The organism is uncultured Nocardioides sp. (genome assembly GCF_947489365.1).
GTDB lineage: Bacteria > Actinomycetota > Actinomycetes > Propionibacteriales > Nocardioidaceae > Nocardioides.
Map to the genome: position 1 here is coordinate 740,896 of NZ_CANLDB010000001.1, position 19,903 is coordinate 760,798.

A 19,903-nucleotide genomic window follows, 5' to 3' on the forward strand; every position below is an offset into this window, starting at 1 on the left:
CACGTCTGTGCAGCTGAGCGGGGTCGAGTCGGCAGAAGTGTGCGCTGATCGGTGGACGTCGGCCGCTCGCGGCGGTCCCTGGGTCGCCGGCTCGCTCGGGCTCAAGACCAACCCCCTCGGGCCGGTCGGTGCCCGGCCCACCCGCCGTCACTCCCGATCGCCGAGTCGGCAGGGGTTCCCTCACCCGCCAGGGCTCGCTCGGTGCGTTTCAGCCGACTCGGCTCGGGTGCCACTGGTTCTTGCTACCTGGCTTGCCGGGTGCCACGTGGTGCCGAGACCTGGCTCGCCGGGTGCCGCTCGTTCTTGCTACCTGGCTTGCCGGGTGCCGCTCGTTCTTGCTGCCTGGCTTGCCGGGTGCCGCTCGTTCTTGCTGCCTGGCTCGCCGGGTGCCACTTGGTGCCGAGACTTGGCTTGCCGGGTGCCGCTCGTTCTTGCTACCCGGCTCGCCGGGTGCGGCTCGGTGCCGAGACCTGGCTGAGGGCCGGGCTACGTGGCCTCGACGTCGTACGGCGGGATCTCGCCGGGGGCGAGGACGCCGGCGCGGCGCTTCCGGGGCTTCTCCGCGGGCTCGTCGGGCTCGTTCATCGCGTCGATCACGTGCTTTCGCACGATCTCGCGGGGGTCGAGGTCGCGGAGCTCGAGGTCGGCGTACTCGGGACCGAGCTCGCGGCGGAGGTCGTCGCGGGCCGAGTTGGCGAGGGTGCGGAGGCGGCGGAGCATCTGCCCCGCCTGCTTGGCGAGCTCGGGCACCTTCTCGGGCCCGAAGACGAACACCGCGACGAGCGCGATGACCGCGGCCTCCGCCAACCCGATCCCGAACACGGGGTCAGGCCCGGCCGGTGGGGGTCAGCCCGAGCTGCATGCCGGCGAGACCGCGGCCGCGGCCGGCGAGGTCGGTGGCGATCCGGCTGAGCTCGACGGCGGCGGGAGCGGTCGGGTCGGCCTCCACGATCGGCTTGCCGACGTCGCCGCCCTCGCGCAGCGACGGGTCGAGCGGGATCGTCCCGAGGAGCTTGACGTCGTACCCGAAGCGCTCGGACAGGGTGCCGGCGACCCGGACGCCGCCGCCGCTGCCGAAGATGTCGATCTTGTGCTCCGGCCCGCAGTGGGGGCAGGGGAGCCACGACATGTTCTCCACGACCCCGACGACGCGCTGGTGCATCATCGACGCCATCGTCCCGGCGCGCTCGGCGACCTCGGCGGCCGCCTCCTGCGGGGTGGTCACGACGACGACCTCCGCGTTGGGCAGGTGCTGGCCCAGCGAGATCGCGATGTCACCGGTGCCGGGCGGCAGGTCGAGCAGCAGGACGTCGAGGTCGCCCCAGTAGACGTCGGAGAGCATCTGCACGAGCGCCCGGTCGAGCATCGGGCCGCGCCAGGCGACGACCTGGTCGCGGCGGGGCTTGAGCATGCCGATCGAGATGACCGAGACGCCCGAGGCGGTGGGCACGGGCATGATCAGGTCGTCGACCTGGGTGGGACGGTGGTCGGCGACGCCGAGCATGGCCGGCACCGAGTGGCCGTAGATGTCCGCGTCGACGATGCCGACCTTCAGGCCCTCGCGGGCCATCGACAGCGCGAGGTTCACGGTGACCGACGACTTGCCGACCCCGCCCTTGCCGCTGGCCACGGCGAGCACGCGGGTCAGCGACCCGGGCTGCGCGAACGGGATCTCCCGCTGGACCTGGCCGTTGTTCAGCGTCTTCTTCAGCTCGGCCCGCTGGTCGGCGTCCATGACGCCGAGGGTGAGGTCCACGTCGGTGACCCCGTCGACGGCACCGACCGCGGTCGTGACGTCGTGGGTGATGGTGTCCTTGAGGGGGCAGCCGGACACCGTCAGCAGGACGTGCACCGCGACCCGGCCGTCGTCGGAGACCTCGACGGAGTCGACCATCCCCAGCTCGGTGATCGGACGCTTGATCTCGGGATCGTTGACCGTGGCCAGGGCCTCACGGACCCGGTCGGCGGAGGGAGCGCTCATGATGTCCCAGCCTAGTTCGCGGTCCGCGGGACCGCGCAGTCCGGGACCAGGAACGCCCGTGCGACGGCGTCCAGGAGCGGGTCAGGACGGGTCGGGACAGGTCGGGACCGCGTCAGGACCGGTGCCGGGGCTCCTCCGGCTGGCCCTCGCGGCGGCGGGCGTCGAGCTCGTCGAGGTCGGAGAGCAGCGAGCGGAGCTCGGAGCGGACGAAGTCGCGGGTGGCGACCTCGCCGACCGCCATCCGCAGCGAGGCGACCTCGCGGGCCAGGAACTCCATGTCCGCGTGCGCACGGGCGTTCGCCTGGCGGTCCTGCTCGGCGATCACCTTGTCGCGCATCTCCTGGCGGTTCTGGGCCAGCAGGATCAGCGGGGCGGCGTACGACGCCTGGAGGCTGAGGATGAGCGTCAGGAAGATGAACGGGTAGGCGTCGAAGCGGGCCCCGTCCGGCGCGAGCCGGTTCCACACGATCCACACGACCACCACGAGGGTCATGTAGAGCAGGAACTGGGCGGTGCCCATGAAGCGGGCGAACTGCTCGGCGAAGACCCCGAACGTGTCGCCGTCGCGACGCCGGCCGGCCCCGAGGCGCCGACGCGCGCCGAGGCGGCCCCCGAGCGGGGTGCGCAGGGGAGTGCTCAGCGGTGTGCTCAGCGAACCGCCGGAGGGCGGCATCGGGCTGTCCATCCGGTTGCCCTCACGACGCGACGCGCCGCCGGGACGGTCCGCCATCTCACGCCCTCCGCGTCGCGGAGGCGGGGACGTCCATGCTCGGGACATCGGGTCGCGGGGCGTGGTCGCGCCAGTTCGGCGGCAGCATGTGGTCGAGCAGGTCGTCGACCGTGACGGCGCCCAGGAGGCGCCCCTCGTCGTCCACGACCGGCGCCGCGACGAGGTTGTACGTCGCCAGGTGCGCCGCGACCTCCTCGATCCGGGCGTCGGGGTGCAGGTGGTCCATCGAGGAGTCCAGCGCGCCGGCGACGAGGCTGGACGGCGGCTCCCGCAGCAGGCGCTGGATGTGCGCGACGCCGAGCAGGCGACCGGTCGGCGTCTCCAGCGGCTGGCGGCAGACGTAGACCAGGGCGGCCAGGGACGGGGTCAGCTCGGGACGCCGGACGTGGGCCAGCGCGTCGGCGACCGTCGCGTCGGGGCCCAGGATCACGGGCTCGGGCGTCATCATCGCGCCGGCCGTCTCCTCGGCGTACGACATGAGGCGGCGGACGTCCTCGGCCTCCTCGGGCTCCATCAGCCCGAGGAGCAGGGTCCCGGTGTCGGCCGGCAGCTCGGCGATCAGGTCGGCGGCGTCGTCGGCGGACATCTCCTCGAGGACGTCGGCGGCCCGCTCGACCTCGAGGGCCTCGAGGATCTCGACCTGGTCCTCCTCCGGCATCTCCTCGAGGACGTCGGCCAGCCGCTCGTCGTCCATCGCCGCCACGACGGCGGTACGACGGTCGGTGGGCAGGTCGTGCAGCATCGAGGCCGCGTCGGCCGGCCGCATCTCGTTGATCGCGGCGACGAGGTGGTGGGCCCCGTGGGCCTCCTCCCGCCCGACCAGGCCGTCCAGCTCGCCCCACTCGACGACGTGGGACTGGCCGCGCCGACGCAGGCCCTTGCCGGTCTCGGCGACGGCGAGGCGGCTCACGACCCAGTCGCGGTTGCGGGCCTGCTCCATCGCGAGGTCGTAGACGGTGGCGGACACCCCGGACTCACGGAGCGTGACGGTGCGGTCCAGCAGCTGGGCGATCGCGAGGGTCTCGGTGGGCCGCTGCTCGAAGCGGCGCAGGTTGAGCAGCCCGGTCGTGTAGACCTGCCCGGAGTCGATGTTGGTCACGCGGGTCATCGGCACGAAGATCCGGCGCCGGCCGAACACCTCGGCCACCAGGCCGAGCACGCGGGGCTGTGCCTGCGCCGAACGGATGGCGACGACGACGTCGCGGACCTTGCCGACCTGGTCGCCCTGGGGGTCGTAGACGGGCAGGCCGACCAGCCGGGCGACGTACACGCGGGGAGGGCTGCTGCTCACCTGCCCAAACTACCGGCCGCGCGGGCTCGGGGACGTCGGGGCGCTCGGTTACCCTGCACGACGTGAGCGCGGAGGAGCAGCGGTCGTCCGGGCCCGGTGAGGGTGCGGGACCGAAGGGTCCGCAGCCGGGACGTCGTGACGCGGTGCTGACCGTCGTCGTGGTGGCCGCGCTGCTGTGCGTCGTCGCCCTCGTCACGACCGTGGACCTGACGGCGCTGGGCGGCTCCGACGACTCCGCCAGCGAGGCGGCGCCCCCGGCGACCTCGTCGTCCTCCTCCTCGGCGTCGGCCGACGACACCCGTGCGCCGGCGACGGACGACCCCGGCGACCGGCTCCCGCCCCGCGAGCGCCGCGAGTCCGACCCCACCTCGCAGGCCCAGCCGCCGGCCCTGCCCACCCTGGCCGAGCTCGACCGCACGATGCGCCGCAAGGGCCTCGTCCGCGTCGGGGGCGACGCCGTGGACGGCCTGGAGTTCACCGCCGCGTCCTTCAACGTGCTCGGGGCCAGCCACACCCGCGGGCCCAACGGACGCAAGGGCTACGCGATCGCCGAGCGCCGGCTCGGCCCGCAGCTCAGCATCATGGAGTCCAAGGGCATCGAGATCGCCGGGATGCAGGAGTTCCAGCAGGACCAGGTGCGGGCCCTGGGCCGACAGGGCCGCGACTGGGCGATCTTCCCCGGCCTCGAGCTCGGGACGCGGCTCGCCGACAACTCGATCATGTGGCGCGACTCCCTGTGGGAGCGCGTCCGCACGCAGACCACCCCGGTGCCGTACTTCGGCGGCAACCCCGTCCCGATGCCGCAGGTGCTGCTCGAGCACCGCGAGACCGGACGCCGGGTCTGGGTCGCCAACTTCCACAACCCGGCGGACTCCCGCGGCAACGCCGCCGCGTTCCGCCAGCGTGCCCTCGAGATCGAGGCGGACCTCGCGCTCCGGCTGGGGGAGGACGGCACCCCGGTGCTGCTGACCGGCGACATGAACGACCGCGCCGAGTTCGCCTGCCCGTTCTCCCGGCTCTCCGGGATGGTCTCCGCGGACGGCGCCGCGACGCGCAACGGCCGCTGCGTCCTGCCGCAGGACATGTTCGTCGACTGGATCTTCGGCAACGACGCCCTGGCCTTCTCCGACTTCGAGGCCGACCGCAGCGTCGAGCGGGACCGGCTGAGCGACCACCCGCTGATCAGCTCCACGGTCACGCTGCCCGGCGTCCGCGACACCCCGGGCTGCCGCACGCGCATCGTGCGCCGCGGCCAGGTCTGGTACTGCCCCGCCTGACGCCCGCCTGATCGGGCGGCCCCCCGAGGACGACGGCCGGGTCACCGGACCTCGTGGCTCGGCCGTGGCCGGCCTCGCACCTCGATCTCCGGTGGGAACGACCTCGCGCCCCGATCCCCGGGCAGCCGGGGGTCGGGGCGCGAGGGGTCGGGCGATCAGTCCAGCGGGAGGACGTTGAGGCGCTGGGTGGTGTTGACCTGGCTGCCCGGGATCGGGGGCAGCTTGAGCGCGGCCGTGACCAGGTTGGCGGCGGCGCCGATCATGACCGGCCCCGTGCCGTCGTACCGGCCCTGCCCCGTGCGCTCGTACGTCGACTCCGGGTTCAGGGTGTAGAGCCCCTCGCCGCGGGGGACGCCCGGGCCCCGGACCAGCAGCGGCACCTCCTGCAGGCGCTGACGGCGCACGGTGGGGCTGTCGCCCTCCTTGGAGGCGCCGGTGGTGCCGGCGACGACCACCATCGTGTTCGCCAGCGCGGGGGTGTTGTTCACGGCCGCGAGGATCGCGCCGATGCGCTGGTCGAGGGTCCGCAGCGCGGCGACGTGCTCCTTGCTGCCGTACTTGCTCCGCGCCCGCGCGGCGGCCAGGCCCGTCATCTCCACGACCGTCAGCCTGGCGGGGTTCGCCCGCAGGTCGGCGGCCACGCGGGAGGCGACGGCGCCGTCGTCCGGCAGGACCGGGTCGACGTCGATCTTGTCGCGGCCGTTGTCCGGGCCGAACGGGTCGCCCCCGCCGTGGGCGCCGTCCCAGGTCCGCCGGATCAGCGCGGAGCGGGGGTGCGCGGAGTAGAACGCGGTGCGCATGCCGTGGTTGTGGGTGAGGTCGAAGACGCTCGAGGTGTACTGCCCGGCGGCGGAGTGCACGGTGCCGCCGGTGTCGCTGTTGCCGGTGACGCCGTGCCCGCCGTCGGCGCGGGCGACCCGACGTCCGGTGAGCATGGTGACGAGGTTCGGCATCGTCAGCGTGGTCTCGGGGGCGGTGCGGGCCGAGGTCGTGGAGGCGCCCGACCCCATCAGGCGCTGCAGCACGGGCGTGGCGCCCTTGTGCGTGCGCAGCAGTCGACCACCGAGACCGGCGGCGCCGATGACGAGGACGCGGTCCGTGGCCGCGGAGCGCACCCGCGGCGCCAGGATGTTGGCGTTGGCCACGATGAACGGGTGGTCGCTGGCCTCGCTGACCTGCGCGTCGCGCAGCGAGGTGTGGCTGGTGAAGGAGTTCTCCTTCGTCGACACGATCCAGTCGACGTCCATCTGACCGGGGGGCCGGCACCCGCCCTGGGCGGTCCGGTAGCCGCCGGCGGAGGCGATGACGGGAGCGCGGCGGACCATCGGGCAGAAGAACTTGTCCCGGTCGTTCATGTCGCCGGTGAGGAACACCGGCGCGCCCGGGGTCTCCCGGCTGAGGCGGTTGATCAGGTCGCCCTCGCGGCGCACCGCCTCCGCCCGGAACCGGGTCGCGTCACCCTGGGTGTTCGCCGGGTTGTGGACGTTGATGAACCACGCCTCCTGCCCGGTGCCGCGGTGACGCAGCAGCACGTAGGGCATGGGCAGCTCCTGGCCCTTGAAGTAGGGGATCTTGATCGTCTGCAGCTTCACGGCCTCGAAGACGCTCTTGTTCCAGGACAGCGAGAAGCGGCCGGGGTCGGCGCCGCGGCGGGTGCCGGGGAACGTGGCCCACTCGTCACCGAAGTTCGCCGTCCACTGCTGCGCCTGGGGATAGTGCATCTCCTGGAAGCCGACGACGTCGACGCTGCGGGCGTCGATGATGCGCTTGGTGATGCCCAGGCGGACCTTCGAGTTCTTGAACTTCTTGCGCGGCGCCTTCGGGCCGTCGGTGTGGCCCGCGCCCAGCAGGTTGAAGGAGGCGATCTGGAAGACCGCCGTCCCCCGGGGCTGGTCGCCGGGGTCCGCCGCGGCGCCGGAGGCGCCACCGACGACGAGGGCCGGGCCGAGGAGGGCGGTCGCGAGGACCAGGCAGGCCCCGCGGAGACGGGACGACGCGCGCGGGAGCGGGTTCATGGGGAGTTCGCACCTCGGTGGGGGAGGATGTCGGGCACGGCACGAGCGCCCGTGTCCTGCTGCCTGTGACTGATGTGACGGATGTTGCGTCGAAACGCTGGGAGCGATGGTAGGCGGCCGGTGCCGTATCGTCCGGCAATCACCGTTTCCCGCGGGTTGCGGACGAGGCCCGGCACCGGGCGCACGAGGACGACGACCGACGACGACCGACGGAAGGGGTGAGGGGGTGGGTGACCCCACGGCCGTGGCGCGGCCCGACCACGTGGTCGTGAGCGACACGGGTATCAGCCTGCGCGCGAGCCACGACGCTCCCGTCGACGTGCTCTTCGACGGCAGGCGCATCGGCTCGTTCTGGTCCCTGCGCGACACCACCGAGGACGCCGACGGCGGGGCGGAGGGCGTCCGCACCTGGGCCTGGCCCGACATGCTGCGCCGCCGCCTGGAAGGCCGCACCTCCCTGACGCTCGCGATCCACGGCGAGGACGAGCCCTTCTACTCCGCCGAGACCACCTTCGGGGAGGGCGCCGAGCCGCTCGACCTGGTCGACCACCGCGGCAACCCGCTGGCGCTCGACAAGAGCAACCGCCTCACCCGCGTGTTCGAGGGTCGCGACGAGGAGCACATCGCCCCGCTGCTGGACTCCATGCAGGTGGTCCTCGAGGCCCTCCAGGCCGCCGGCATCCGGCCCTTCATCGCCTACGGGACCCTGCTCGGGGCGGTCCGCGAGGGTGGCCTGATCGGGCACGACTCCGACGCCGACCTCGGCTACGTCAGCGACCACGAGCACCCCGCCGACGTCGTGACCGAGTCCTTCGACCTCCAGCGACGCCTCGTCGACGCGGGCTTCGAGGTCCACCGCTACTCGGGCGCCGCCTTCAAGGTCGTCGTCCTCGAGGGTGACGGCAGCCGTCGCGGGCTCGACGTCTTCGCCGGCTTCGTCCGCGCCGGGACGCTCTACCTGATGGGGGAGGTCGGGGCCCCGTTCGACCGCTCCTGGGTGCACCCGCTGACCGAGGTCGAGCTCGAGGGCCGCACCTTCCCGGCCCCCGCCGTGCCCGAGCGCTTCCTCGAGGCGATGTACGGCACCTCGTGGCGCGTGCCCGACCCGGCGTACAAGTTCGAGACGCCGCGCAGCACCACCCGCCGCCTCAGCGGCTGGTTCCGCGGCACGCGGGTCAACCAGGAGGCCGTCTGGGGCCCGTACTTCGCGGACGCCGCCTCGCTCGTGCAGTCCCGGCCCAGCGCGTTCGCCCAGTGGGTGGAGCAGCGGCTGGACGACGGCGACACCGTGCTGGACGTCGGCTGCGGCGCCGGCAAGGACGTCATGTGGCACGCCAAGCAGGGCCGGACGGCCGTCGGCTACGACTACGTGCGTCGCGCCTACAAGCGCCGCATCACCCAGGCCAGGCGCCGGGAGATCCCGGCGACGTTCGAGCACCTCAACCTCACCGAGACACGGTCCGTGTGCGCCACCGCCGCCGTCGTGGCGGGCATGCGGGGTCCCGTGGTGCTCACCGCGCGGCACGTCATGGACGCCGTCAACGCCACCGGCCGGGCCAACCTGCTGCGCCTCGCACGCTCCCTGCTGGCCTCGGGCGGTTGCCTCTACCTGCAGGTGTACGTCGGCGGGCAGGACCAGGCGCCGCACGGCGTCCGGCCGATGTCACCGGCGGGCCTGCGCGCGCAGGTGGCCGCCGCAGGTGGGACGGTGGTCCTCGAGGAGCTGCGTCGCGACGACACGGACGCCGGCTCGGGCGTGCTGGCCGACCCCGACCGCGGGGAGGCCCGGATCTTGCGAATGGTGGTCGAATGGCGCTGAACAGGGTGAAGCAGCAGGTCAGGAACGCCGTGGACCGCGTGGGCACGGACGACTCCGAGCTGCGCGCGCGCGTCGAGGAGCTCGAGGCCGAGGTGCAGGAGTGCCGCGAGCTCAACCTGCGGATCTCCGAGCTGACGGACGTGGTCGTCGAGCTGCTGGTGCCGCTCGCCGACAGCGACGACCCGCGGGTCGCCGAGATCGTGCGCCGCTACCGCCTGGGTGTGACGAGCGCGGTCGACGACCAGCCGTGACCCGCCGGACGTTCCTGCACGTCGGGATGCCCAAGACGGGCACGACGTACCTGCAGGACATCTGCTGGTCGCACCGGGACGCGCTGCGCGCCGAGGGTCTCCTGCTGCCCGGCACCGGGCACCGCGAGCACCTCTGGGCGGCGCTCGACGTCCAGCAGTCCACCGAGCGCCTCGCGCGCCGCAACCCCCGTGCCCCCGGCACCTTCGAGCGCTTGCGCGGCGAGATCGCCGCGCGCAGCGAGCCCGACGCCCTGCTCACCCACGAGTTCTTCTGCCTGGCCTCGAGGAAGCAGGCCGCACGCGTCGTCGAGGCGCTCGCGCCCGACGAGGTCCACGTCGTCGTGACCGCCCGCGACACCGCGGGGATGCTCCGCGCCGGGTGGCAGGAGCGCGTCAAGAACGGCAGCACCGCCACCCTGCGCGACACCGCGGACGCCTCGCGCACCGGCTCGGAGTTCAGCTGGGGGACCTGGGACCTCGCCGGGATCGTCCGCCGCTGGGCCCCCGCGGTGCCGCCGGAGCGCTTCCACGTCCTCCCCGTGCCCTCCCGTGACGAGCCGGCCGACCAGCACTGGCGCAACTTCGCCTCCGTCCTCGGCGTCGAGGGCACGTACGACGCGTCGCAGGAGGCGGCCAACTCCTCCCTCGGCCTGGTCGAGGTCGAGCTGCTGCGCCGGGTCAACGCCCACCTCGCCGACTTCCTCGGCGAGCAGGACCGCGGGCGCTGGATCCGCGGCTACCTGGCCGAGGGCCACCTCCGCGACGACGGCGGAGCGCCGTTCGTGCTGGACGACGACCTGCTCGACGACTGCCGCGAGCGCAGCGAGCGGGCCGTGGCGGTGATCCGGCGCAAGGGGCTGCACGTCGTGGGCGACCTCGACCGGCTCCTCGTGCCCCCCTCGGCGGGCCAGGGGCGCGGGGTCGACACCGTCTCGGACACCGAGCTGCTCGGGGCGGCCACCGAGCTGGTCGCCCGCATGCTGGCCGACGTACGCCGGCTCACCGACGGCGCTGAGTCCGAGGGCGGGGACGACGGGGGCGACGGGGGAGAGGCGTCCGGCCGACGCGGAGCCCTGCGCGGCGTCGTGTCACGCCTGCGCGGGTCCCGCTCCTGACCCCGTCACCGGGTCGTCACCGGACCGTGACCGGAGCGTGATCGCAGCGTGATCAGCGGGCTCCCCGACGACGCGCCGGAAGACTGGATCGTCCACCTTCGTCGGGTACGCTCCGCGGCGTGCTCAAGTCATCTCTCGGCTCCCGGTCCCCGCGACGTCTCGTGTCGCTGCTGACGGTCGCGGTCTCCATGAGCGTCGTGGCCGGCCTGACCGTCGGGGCGCCCGTCGCCTCGTCCGCGTCGGGCGAGGTCGTGGCCGCTGCCCCGACCGCGTCCCAGGTGCGCTCCGCGCCGGAGACCAACGCGAAGCGCTACATGCCGAAGGAGGGTGCGCACTTCAACACCCCCCGTGAGGGCGCGCGCCAGTACGTCATCGAGCGCGAGGTCCTCGGCGCGATCAACCACGCCATCAAGGGCACGGCGATCCGCATGTCGATGTTCTCCTTCGACCGCATGGTCGTCGCCGACGCCCTGGTCCGCGCCAAGCGCCGCGGCGTGAGCGTCAAGGTCCTCGTCAACAACCACGAGATGACCGCCGCGCAGGCGAAGCTCCGGTCCGTGCTGGGCAACAACCGCAACAAGAAGAACTGGTGGTTCCAGTGCAAGTCCGCCTGCCGCGGGCAGGGCGACGTGAACCACAGCAAGTTCATCCTGTTCCGCAAGGCCGGCGGCGCGAACTACACGACCATGGTCGGCTCGATGAACATGAAGCAGAACGGCACGGACAACCAGTTCAACGACCTCTTCGTCGAGAACGGGCAGAAGCCGCTGTTCACCTTCTACAACCGGATCTTCAACGAGATGGCGAAGGACAAGAACGCCAAGCCGATGTACGTCAAGAAGACGTTCGGTGACGGCAAGTTCTGGGTCCACATCCTGCCCTTCCCGAAGGCCCCGCTGGGCACGCCGAAGACGCGCTACACCGTCGCCCGCGACCCCATGAACCAGATCCTGCGCCCGATCAAGTGCCGCAACGCGCGGACGCCGAGCGGCCGGACCGCCGTCCGCGTCAACATGCACGCCTGGGACGGCACCCGCGGCACGATGCTCGCGAACCGCTTCCGCGACCTGTACGCCCAGGGCTGCGACGTGAAGATCCTCGTCGGGTTCGCCGGCGAGAAGGTCCGCCGGGTCTTCGCCAACCGCACCAAGCGCGGCTACGTGCCGGTCCGCAGCACCGGGTTCGACACCAACGGTGACCGCATGATCGACAAGTACAGCCACGAGAAGACGCTCATGGTGAACGGCAACTACGGCAAGAAGCGCGGCGACAAGTTCATCGTCACCGGCTCCGCCAACCACCAGGACGGCGGCCAGTACGGCGACGAGATCATCATGCGCGTCCGTGGTCCTCGCCTGCACTCCCAGTACGTCAACAACTGGAACGTGAAGTGGAACCGCTACAGCCACGGCTTCAGCTGGGGCGCCGCGGGCATGCCCCGCGCCTCCGGTCCCGCCATCCTCGGCTGGAACGGCCTCGGCACCGACAGCCCCGAGTGGGAGGACGAGTAGTCCCGACCAGCCCGCGAGGGCGCCCGGCCGGGAGCCGCGCATGATCGTCACGGTCAGCACCGTCAAGACCTCGCTGGCCGGGGTGCAGCGGTTCGTGGAGGGCAACCTCGCGGGAGGGGCCGACCACCTGGTCGTCTTCCTCGACGAGGCGGACGCCGAGGTCGAGGGCTGGCTCGCGGGCCGGCCCGAGGTCACGGTGGTCGTCACGAACGACGCCTGGTGGGGCGGTGACCGTCCGCGGCGCATCAACAAGCGCCAGCGGATCAACGCCAACGTGGCCCGGTCCGTGCTCGCCCTGACGGACTGGGCGACGTGGCTCTTCCACGTCGACAGCGACGAGGTCGTCCGGATCGACCGGGCGCAGCTGGACGGCGTCCCCGCGCACAGGCGGGCCGTCAACCTGCGCCCCCTCGAGGTGGTGAGCGTCCGCGAGCCCGACGGGGAGCCGACGCTGTTCAAGCGGCTGCTCGAGCCGGGCGAGCTGAACCTGCTGACCGTGCTCGGCGCCCTGCCCGAGCCGTCCAACTCGCTGTACTTCCGCAGCCACATCGCGGGCAAGGTCGGGATCCGGCCGGCGCTCGACATCTGGCTGGGCATCCACAAGGCCACCACCCGCGAGGAGGACCGCGTCGGTCTCGCACGTCGTCCGGGTCTCGCGATGCTGCACTACGAGTCGTACTCCGGCGACGAGTTCGTCCGGAAGTGGCTGGCCATGGTCGGCTCCGGCACCGACCTCAAGCTGTCGTTCGGCGAGCACCGCCAGAAGCTGGCCGACGCGATGGTCACCCTGCTCGGCATGGACCTCGACCCGGCGGCCGCGCGCCGGCAGCTGGGGGCGATCTACGAGCGGCACATGGCCGACCCCGTCGACGTCCTCGACGACCTGGGGCTCCTCGAGCGCGTCGACGCGCGTACCGGTGGCCACGTCCCCGAGCCGCTGCCCGCGGGGGAGGCCGACCTCCTGGTGTCCCGCCTGCAGGCGCTGGCGGGGGTGCCGATGGCGGACTTCCTGCCGGAGACCGAGGGCGCCGACGTCGCCGGCCTGCTCCGCTCCCGGCTCGGCGACCTGGACGACCTCGGCGATCTCGACGAGCAGGCCGCGGACGGCGGCTCCGCTCGCGGCCGGGGGCTCAAGGGGCTGCTGCGCCGTCCCTAGTGGCGCTTCTCACAGCGCCCCGCGTGGCTACCCGTGGGTAGTGTGCGAGCACCCGCAGTCCGCCCCCGCAAGGAGTGTGCCGTGCCCCGCTTGTGCCAGACCGAGGGACTGTCCGAGGACCAGAGCGAGATCCTCAAGGCCGTCCGCACCTTCGTGACCGAGAAGATCCTCCCGGTCGCCACCGAGCTCGAGCACGCCGACGAGTACCCCACCGACATCGTCGAGGAGCTCAAGGAGCTCGGCGTCTTCGGCCTCACCATCCCCGAGGAGTACGGCGGCCTCGGCGAGTCCCTGCTGACGTACGCGCTGGTGGTCGAGGAGATCGCCCGCGGCTGGATGAGCGTCTCCGGCGTCATCAACACCCACTTCATCGTTGCGTACATGCTGATGCGCCACGGCACCGACGAGCAGAAGCAGAAGTACCTGCCCCGCATGGCGACCGGCGAGGTGCGCGGCTCCTTCTCGATGTCCGAGCCCGGCCTGGGCTCCGACGTCGCGGCCATCAAGACCAAGGCCAAGGCGACCACCCTCGACGACGGCTCCGACGGCTACGAGATCACCGGCCAGAAGATGTGGCTGACCAACGGCGGCTCGTCCAACCTCGTCGCCGTCCTGGTCAAGACCGACGAGGGCGCCGAGAGCGTCTACAAGAACATGACCACCTTCCTCGTCGAGAAGGAGTCCGGCTTCGGCGAGACCGCCCAGGGCGTCACCATCCCCGGGAAGATCGACAAGATGGGCTACAAGGGCGTCGACACCACGGAGATGGTCCTCGAGGGCCACCGCATCGGGGCCGACCAGGTCCTCGGTGGGGAGTCCGGTCGCGGCTTCTACCAGATGATGGACGGCGTCGAGGTCGGCCGCGTCAACGTCGCGGCCCGTGCCTGCGGCGTCGCGAACCGCGCCTTCGAGCTCGGCATCGCCTACGCCCAGCAGCGCGAGACCTTCGGCAAGCCCATCGCCGAGCACCAGGCGGTCCTGTTCCGCCTCGCCGAGATGGCCACGAAGGTCGAGACCGCCCACGCGATGATGGTCCGCGCCGCCCGTCTGAAGGACCGCGGCGAGCGCAACGACGTCGAGGCCGGCATGGCGAAGTACCTCGCCGCCGAGTACGCCCACGAGGTCGTCGAGGCGTCCTTCCGCATCCACGGCGGCTACGGCTACTCCAAGGAGTACGAGATCGAGCGCCTGTACCGCGAGGTCGCGTTCCTCCTCATCGGCGAGGGCACCGCCGACATCCAGAAGATGATCATCGGCCGCGCCCTGCTCAAGGAGTACAAGCTCTAGGCACACCGCGCCGAGTCGGCCCGAACGTGCGCCCCAGGGGTGCCGAGTCGGCCCGAACGTGCGTCTCAGGGGTGCCGAGTCGGCCCGAACGTGCGTCTCAGGGGTGGCGAGTCGGCCCGAACGTGCGTCTCAGGGGTGGCGAGTCGGCCCGAACGTGCGCCCCAGGGGTGCCGAGTCGGCCCGAACGTGCGCCCCAGGGGTGCCGAGTCGGCCCGAACGTGCGTCTGAGGAATGCCGAGTCGCCCCCTGCGGGGTGCGTTGGGGCCGACTCGGGCGTCGTACGGGGTGCGTTGGGGCCGACTCGGGCGTCGTACGGGGTGCGTTGGGGCCGACTCGGCTGCATGACGACGGCCCGGTGGCGGGTGCCACCGGGCCGTGAGGGTGTGGAGGCGACGGGCGGGACTACTCCGACGCGTCGTCGGCGGGGGACTCCTCGTCGGCGGGCGACTCCTCCGAGGTGTCGTCGCCGGTGCCGGTGTCGCCCTCCTCGGAGTCCGAGGAGCAGCCGGACAGCACCAGGGTGGCGCCGAGGGCGAGGGCGGCGGTGCCGCGGGTCAGGGTCTGACGGGTCAGCGAGGATCGGTTCATGCCTCCATTGACCCGCCGCCGGGTGAACGGTCCGAGAGCGCCCCGGTGAACCGTCGTCGCCCTCCCGGTGACCTCTCGGTCGCGGTCGCCGGGGCGTCACCGCGCTGTCCCCGCGGGGTGGGCGAGCCGCCACCGGACGTTCGCCCCGGCCCCGCGAGCGATACCCGGTCGCCCGGCGGGCCGTGCCGTGCCAGGGTGGGAGCGGCGCCGTACCCCGGCGCCACGACGCAGCACGGACGAGAGGAGCGGTCATGGCCGAGCGCGAGGGCAACGAGGACCTGAAGGCGAAGATGCGCGAGGCCCTGGAGCGCAAGAAGGGCGCCTCCCACCCCGACGACACCGCCGGCTCGAAGGCGAAGGCCCACGGCTCCGAGGTCGTCGGCGGCGGTCCCCAGATGCACCGCCGCAAGGCCGGCGGCGGGGGTTCCTGAGGCGCGCCGCGGGCGGATCCGCCACTATGTGCGCGGACGTCGTCGCCGACGTCCGACCCACCGGGGTTCGTCGGGAGGAGCAGGCATGCAGTTCGGTCGGACCTACGAGGAGTTCGAGGTCGGCGCGACGTACAAGCACTGGCCGGGCAAGACGGTCACCGAGTTCGACGACCACATGTTCTGCCTGCTGACGATGAACCACCACCCGCTGCACCTCGACCAGCACTACGCCGAGGAGACCACGCAGTTCGGTCGCAACGTGGTGGTCGGCAACTACGTCTACTCGATCCTGCTCGGGATGAGCGTCCCCGACGTGTCCGGCAAGGCGATCGCGAACCTGGAGATCGAGTCGCTGCGCCACGTGGCGCCGACGTTCCACGGCGACACGCTGTACGGCGAGACCCGCGTGCTCGACAAGTGGGAGTCGCGGTCGAAGGACGACCGGGGCGTCGTCCACGTCGAGACGATCGGCTACAACCAGGACGGCACCGTCGTCTGCGTGTTCCGGCGGAAGGTGATGGTCCCGAAGGACTCCTACCTCGCCGAGCGGGGCGGGGAGCAGCCGGGACGTCCCGTGCCGCGTCCGGACAAGAACTGGCCCGGGCCGGACGGCACCGGCGGCCACGAGAACGGCTGAGGCGGAGCCCGACGTGGTCGACGAGCTGTGGGTCGTGCGGCACGGCCAGACCGAGTGGAGCCGCGACGGGCGCCACACCTCCGTCACCGACCTGCCGCTGACCGACCACGGGTCGCAGCAGGCGCGCAGCCTGACCCCGCTGCTGGCCGGGACGGACTTCACCCTCGTGGTCACCAGCCCGCGCCGGCGGGCGGTGCAGACCGCGCGGCTGGCCGGCTTCGAGGAGACCGCCAGCGACCCGGACGTCGCCGAGTGGGCGTACGGCGACCTCGAGGGCCGCACCAGCGCCTCCATGCGCGAGGCGGACCCGAGCTGGAGCCTGTGGACCCACGGCGCCCCCGGGGGCGAGACCCCCGACGAGGTCAGCACCCGGATGGACCGCTTCATCCGCGGCGTGGACGGCGTCCCGGGGCGGGTCCTCGTGTTCTCCCACGGCCACGCCTCGCGGTGCCTGGCCGCCCGCTGGCTCGGCCGGCCGGTCGCGGACGGCGGCATGTTCTCCCTCGACACCGCCACGGTCTCGGTGCTCGGCCACGAGCACGGCCGCCGGGCGGTGACGGTCTGGAACTCGACCGGGGCGCCCCGGTGAGCGACGACCCGCCGCGACCCTCCTCGCCGGAGGAGCCCGCCCTGCCGATGACCCCGGCCTGCCCCCGGTGCGCCGGGCCGGTCACCGGGGGGACCGGTCGGCGTGAGTGCCCCGACCACGGACCGGTGCCGCCCCTGTGGCGGCCCGAGGAGGCGTCGTACGACGCCCTGGTCGCGCAGGTCCACGCGGCCGGGTCGGCGAGGGCCGACACCCCGACGTACCTGCCGTGGCCCATCGGGCCGGGGTGGGCCGTCACCGACCTCGGCACGGTGGGGGAGCCGGGCGACGTCCGCGCCACCATGACCGGCTGCTCGGGCGCCACCGACCTCGACGGGGCGGTGGACCTGCTGGTCGTCGTGGAGGAGCCGGGCACCGGCCTCGGCGCGGCCCGCGCCGGGCTGCCCCACGGGGTGACCGGTGGCCCGCCCGTCGAGCTCTTCGACGACGCCCCGCAGACGCGGCTCCGCGCGGGGGGTCTCGACGTCCGCCTGTGGGCGGTGCCGCTGCCGGAGGACCGTGAGACCTCCGCCGTCCCGGACACGCCGGGCGCGCTGTTCGACCCGCTCGCCGACGTGGGCCTCGACCGGTCGGTGCTGGTGGGGGAGGCCTCCGGCCGCTGGCTGTGGGTGCTCGTGCGGCCCGCCTCGGCGCTGCTCCTGCTCGGCGCCGACCTGGCGCTGGCCGACGCCGCCGACCTCGGGACGGCGCTCGTCGAGGTCTCGTTCGCGGGCCCACCGCCGCGCTGGTGAGGGCGGCGCCGGGGGCGGTGGCCGCTGGCGCCGTCGGTGGTCGTCCCTAGGCTCGCGGTGTGCGCATCGACCTCCACACCCACACCGACGTCAGCGACGGCACGACCTCGCCCACCCAGCTGGTGCGCGACGCCGCCGCCGCCGGCCTCGACGTGCTGGGGCTGACCGACCACGACACCGCGCGCGGCTGGGACGAGGCGGCCGCCGCGGCGCGCGAGGAGGGCGTCGCCCTGGTGCGGGGGATGGAGCTGAGCACCCGCCTGGACGACGGCCGCGGGGTGCACCTGCTGGCCTACCTGCCCGACCCGACGACCCCGGGGATGGTGGCCGAGCTCGAGCACGTCCTCGGGGGCCGCGGCGGCCGGGTCCCCGAGATGGTGGCCCGGCTCAACGAGCACGGCATGGCCATCACCGTCGAGGACGTCGCCCATCAGGCCGGCGACACCGCGGCGCTCGGGCGCCCCCACGTCGCCGACGCGCTCGTCGCGGCCGGCTACGTCGCGCACCGCGACGACGCGTTCGCGGACTGGCTGATGGCCGGCAAGCCGGCGTACGTCGGGCGCTACGCCGCCCCGATCACCCGCATGATCGGCCTGGTCGAGGAGGCCGGCGGGGTCACGGTCATCGCCCACCCCTGGGGCCGCCACGACCCGTCGAGCCTGCCCGCCGCGGCGCTGGCGGAGCTCCGGGACGCGGGCCTGGGGGGCATCGAGGTGGACCACCAGGACCACACCCCCGACCAGCGCCGCGAGCTGCGGGCGATCGCCGACGACCTCGACCTCGTGCGGACCGGGTCGAGCGACCACCACGGCGAGGGCAAGCGCGACCACGACCTGGGCTGCAACCTCACCGAGCCCGCGCAGCTGGAGCGGCTGCTGGCCCGTGCCGCGGCCGCGGCGGCGCGGTCCGGGGCGACAGTGCCGCCGGGACCGTTCGGGGACCCGTCCGGCCGCTGACGTCGCGCGGGGGGCCGGCCGGTCGTGCACACTGTCGGGCACGACGGCCGCCTCCGGCCGCGCAGCCGAGGGAGTGTCCATGTCCCGCCTCCACCTCGCCGTGCTGGTCAGCTCGGTGCTGTTCCTGGCCCCGGCGCCGACGACGGTGCCGCTCGCGGCGGCCTCTCCCGTGCCGGCCGCGGGCGGATTGCCTGCCGGCCGGGTAGTCGTGACCGATGCCTCGGACGACGCCTTTGGCCGACCGTCCCTGCGCCCTGCCGCCGAGGTCGTGAGCGCCAGCTACACCCTGCCCGGTGACGGCCGTGTGCGGCTTCGGATGGGCCTGCGGTTCCGTCATCTGCGCGATCGTGACGAGGCTCGCGGCCGTGTGCGCCAGCTCGCCACCACGGTCCTGACGACGCCCCGGGCCGAGTACCTCGTGATCGCCGCCAGCGGGGTCCGCACGGCCGCGCGAGTCCTGCGCCTCACGGACGACGGCACCGTCCGGGTGCGGCCGGACAGCCTGACGGTCCGAACCCTGCCGGGTCCTCGGGGCGTGCTGGCGGTGCAGACCTCCACGGAGTGGATCGACGGGGACGAGGTCCGCTTCCAGAGCTTTGGCTCCGCAGGCCGGGGGCGCCCGGCCCGCGACCGGATGAGCCGGACGTCGTCCATCGCCCTGAGGTCTCCGGCGGGAGACCCGCGAACCGGCTAGCGACCCAGCGTCTGCAGGCGTTGCAGCGCGCGGTCCGGGACGGTACGGGCGGCCGCGGTGATGACCCGGTAGCGCCGGGTGGGCACCGACAGCGCCCGGCCGCGGGCCAGGTCGTCGAGGGCCCGGGCGGCGACGCGGTCGGCGTCCAGCCACAGCGGGCCGCGCCCGGGGGCCACCCCCATCCGGGTGTGGAACTCGGTCCGGACGAAGCCCGGGCAGGTCACGGCCACGCGGACCCCGCGGTCGGCGTACTCGGCGGCGGCCCAGGTGCTGAACCGCACGAGCCACGCCTTGGCGGCGCCGTAGGTCCCGCGGGGGAGGAAGGCCGCGACGCTGGCGACGTTGAGGACGGACCCGTGGCCGCGCTCGGTCATCTGTGTCAGCGCGGCGTGGGTGAGGCGCATCGGGGCGGTGACGAGCAGGTCGAGCATGGCCTGCTCCTGCTCCACGTCGTGGTCGAGGAAGCGGCCGCGCAGGCCGGCGCCGGCGTTGTTGACCAGCAGGGCGACGGGCCGCTCGGGCTCGGCGAGGCGCCGCTCGACGGTGGCGAGCTCCACGGGGTCGCTGAGGTCGGCGGGCAGCACCTCCACCTCGACGCCGTACGCCGAACGGAGGCGGGCGGCGACCGCCTCCAGCCGTGGGGCGTCCCGGGCGACCAGCACGAGGTCGTGGCCCCGCTCGGCCAGGAGCCGCGCGAAGGACCAGCCGAGACCCGCCGAGGCGCCGGTGACCAGGGCGGTGCCCCCTCCGCCGGCCACCTCGCCCGTCGCGCCGGAGGTGGGTACGGCGGCGGTGCGGGATCCCATTGCTCCACCCTTCCCGGACG

The 19,903-nt window shown here is 73.3% G+C and carries 20 protein-coding genes; 13 read left to right on the forward strand and 7 right to left on the reverse strand.

Going from position 1 to position 19,903, the window contains the following annotated elements:
• Positions 1 to 486: 486 nt before the first annotated feature.
• The 4 genes from Q0858_RS03525 to Q0858_RS03540 form a co-directional block, all read right to left on the reverse strand.
• Entirely contained in the window at positions 487 to 822 is a 336-nt protein-coding gene (locus Q0858_RS03525) for a sec-independent translocase (protein WP_299051169.1), read from the reverse strand.
• 4 nt (positions 823 to 826) lie between these two features.
• Positions 827 to 1,981: a P-loop NTPase gene (locus Q0858_RS03530; protein ID WP_299051171.1), complete on the reverse strand. Its 1,155-nt coding sequence runs from the start codon at positions 1,979 to 1,981 to the stop codon at positions 827 to 829.
• A 112-nt stretch (positions 1,982 to 2,093) separates the two neighbouring features.
• Positions 2,094 to 2,711 (reverse strand): DUF1003 domain-containing protein, encoded by a 618-nt coding sequence (locus Q0858_RS03535; protein ID WP_299051173.1) that lies wholly within the window; start codon positions 2,709 to 2,711, stop codon positions 2,094 to 2,096.
• A gap of 1 nt (position 2,712) precedes the next feature.
• Positions 2,713 to 4,002, reverse strand: a complete 1,290-nt coding sequence (locus Q0858_RS03540; RefSeq protein ID WP_299051175.1) for a CBS domain-containing protein — start codon at positions 4,000 to 4,002, stop codon at positions 2,713 to 2,715.
• A gap of 62 nt (positions 4,003 to 4,064) precedes the next feature.
• On the opposite strand from Q0858_RS03540, the gene Q0858_RS03545 reads away from it, so the two are divergent.
• Positions 4,065 to 5,279 (forward strand): endonuclease/exonuclease/phosphatase family protein, encoded by a 1,215-nt coding sequence (locus Q0858_RS03545; RefSeq protein ID WP_299051177.1) that lies wholly within the window; start codon positions 4,065 to 4,067, stop codon positions 5,277 to 5,279.
• A gap of 155 nt (positions 5,280 to 5,434) precedes the next feature.
• Here the strand turns inward: Q0858_RS03545 and Q0858_RS03550 are convergent, their stop codons facing one another.
• A complete protein-coding gene (locus tag Q0858_RS03550; RefSeq protein WP_299051179.1) occupies positions 5,435 to 7,294 on the reverse strand; it encodes an alkaline phosphatase family protein in 1,860 nt (619 codons plus the stop codon).
• A 226-nt stretch (positions 7,295 to 7,520) separates the two neighbouring features.
• Between Q0858_RS03550 and Q0858_RS03555 the strand changes: the two genes are divergently transcribed.
• From Q0858_RS03555 to Q0858_RS03580, 6 genes are all read left to right on the forward strand, one after another.
• Positions 7,521 to 9,113: a methyltransferase domain-containing protein gene (locus tag Q0858_RS03555; protein WP_299051181.1), complete on the forward strand. Its 1,593-nt coding sequence runs from the start codon at positions 7,521 to 7,523 to the stop codon at positions 9,111 to 9,113.
• On the forward strand, positions 9,104 to 9,364 hold the full coding sequence (locus Q0858_RS03560) for a DUF6752 domain-containing protein (protein WP_299051182.1): 261 nt from the start codon (positions 9,104 to 9,106) through the stop codon (positions 9,362 to 9,364). The genes Q0858_RS03555 and Q0858_RS03560 overlap by 10 nt, the downstream gene beginning before the upstream one ends.
• Positions 9,361 to 10,479 carry a hypothetical protein gene (locus Q0858_RS03565; protein WP_299051184.1) on the forward strand — a complete coding sequence of 373 codons (1,119 nt, stop codon included), beginning with the start codon at positions 9,361 to 9,363 and terminating at the stop codon, positions 10,477 to 10,479. The genes Q0858_RS03560 and Q0858_RS03565 overlap by 4 nt, the downstream gene beginning before the upstream one ends.
• A gap of 119 nt (positions 10,480 to 10,598) precedes the next feature.
• The gene (locus tag Q0858_RS03570) at positions 10,599 to 11,990 is read left to right on the forward strand and encodes a phospholipase D-like domain-containing protein (protein ID WP_299051186.1); all 1,392 of its coding nucleotides are present in this window, start codon (positions 10,599 to 10,601) and stop codon (positions 11,988 to 11,990) included.
• Between the two features lie 40 nt (positions 11,991 to 12,030).
• Positions 12,031 to 13,146 carry a glycosyltransferase family 2 protein gene (locus tag Q0858_RS03575; RefSeq protein WP_299051188.1) on the forward strand — a complete coding sequence of 372 codons (1,116 nt, stop codon included), beginning with the start codon at positions 12,031 to 12,033 and terminating at the stop codon, positions 13,144 to 13,146.
• An 81-nt stretch (positions 13,147 to 13,227) separates the two neighbouring features.
• A complete protein-coding gene (locus Q0858_RS03580; RefSeq protein ID WP_299051190.1) occupies positions 13,228 to 14,433 on the forward strand; it encodes an acyl-CoA dehydrogenase family protein in 1,206 nt (401 codons plus the stop codon).
• Between the two features lie 402 nt (positions 14,434 to 14,835).
• Here the strand turns inward: Q0858_RS03580 and Q0858_RS03585 are convergent, their stop codons facing one another.
• The gene (locus Q0858_RS03585) at positions 14,836 to 15,021 is read right to left on the reverse strand and encodes a hypothetical protein (protein ID WP_299051192.1); all 186 of its coding nucleotides are present in this window, start codon (positions 15,019 to 15,021) and stop codon (positions 14,836 to 14,838) included.
• Between the two features lie 251 nt (positions 15,022 to 15,272).
• Here Q0858_RS03585 and Q0858_RS03590 point away from each other — a divergent pair, with 251 nt between their 5' ends.
• From Q0858_RS03590 to Q0858_RS03615, 6 genes are all read left to right on the forward strand, one after another.
• Complete coding sequence (locus Q0858_RS03590; protein WP_299051194.1) at positions 15,273 to 15,452, forward strand: DUF5302 domain-containing protein; 180 nt, start codon at positions 15,273 to 15,275, stop codon at positions 15,450 to 15,452.
• A gap of 85 nt (positions 15,453 to 15,537) precedes the next feature.
• Positions 15,538 to 16,089 carry a MaoC family dehydratase gene (locus Q0858_RS03595; protein ID WP_299051196.1) on the forward strand — a complete coding sequence of 184 codons (552 nt, stop codon included), beginning with the start codon at positions 15,538 to 15,540 and terminating at the stop codon, positions 16,087 to 16,089.
• 13 nt (positions 16,090 to 16,102) lie between these two features.
• A complete protein-coding gene (locus Q0858_RS03600) occupies positions 16,103 to 16,678 on the forward strand; it encodes a histidine phosphatase family protein (protein ID WP_299051198.1) in 576 nt (191 codons plus the stop codon).
• The gene (locus Q0858_RS03605; RefSeq protein WP_299051200.1) at positions 16,675 to 17,427 is read left to right on the forward strand and encodes a DUF6758 family protein; all 753 of its coding nucleotides are present in this window, start codon (positions 16,675 to 16,677) and stop codon (positions 17,425 to 17,427) included. The genes Q0858_RS03600 and Q0858_RS03605 overlap by 4 nt, the downstream gene beginning before the upstream one ends.
• 59 nt (positions 17,428 to 17,486) lie before the next feature.
• Positions 17,487 to 18,383 carry a PHP domain-containing protein gene (locus Q0858_RS03610; RefSeq protein ID WP_299051202.1) on the forward strand — a complete coding sequence of 299 codons (897 nt, stop codon included), beginning with the start codon at positions 17,487 to 17,489 and terminating at the stop codon, positions 18,381 to 18,383.
• Between the two features lie 79 nt (positions 18,384 to 18,462).
• Positions 18,463 to 19,077 (forward strand): hypothetical protein, encoded by a 615-nt coding sequence (locus Q0858_RS03615; protein ID WP_299051203.1) that lies wholly within the window; start codon positions 18,463 to 18,465, stop codon positions 19,075 to 19,077.
• Here Q0858_RS03615 and Q0858_RS03620 read toward each other — a convergent pair.
• Positions 19,074 to 19,883 (reverse strand): SDR family oxidoreductase, encoded by an 810-nt coding sequence (locus Q0858_RS03620; RefSeq protein WP_299051204.1) that lies wholly within the window; start codon positions 19,881 to 19,883, stop codon positions 19,074 to 19,076. The two genes, Q0858_RS03615 and Q0858_RS03620, sit on opposite strands and share 4 nt — an antisense overlap.
• Positions 19,884 to 19,903 lie beyond the last annotated feature (20 nt).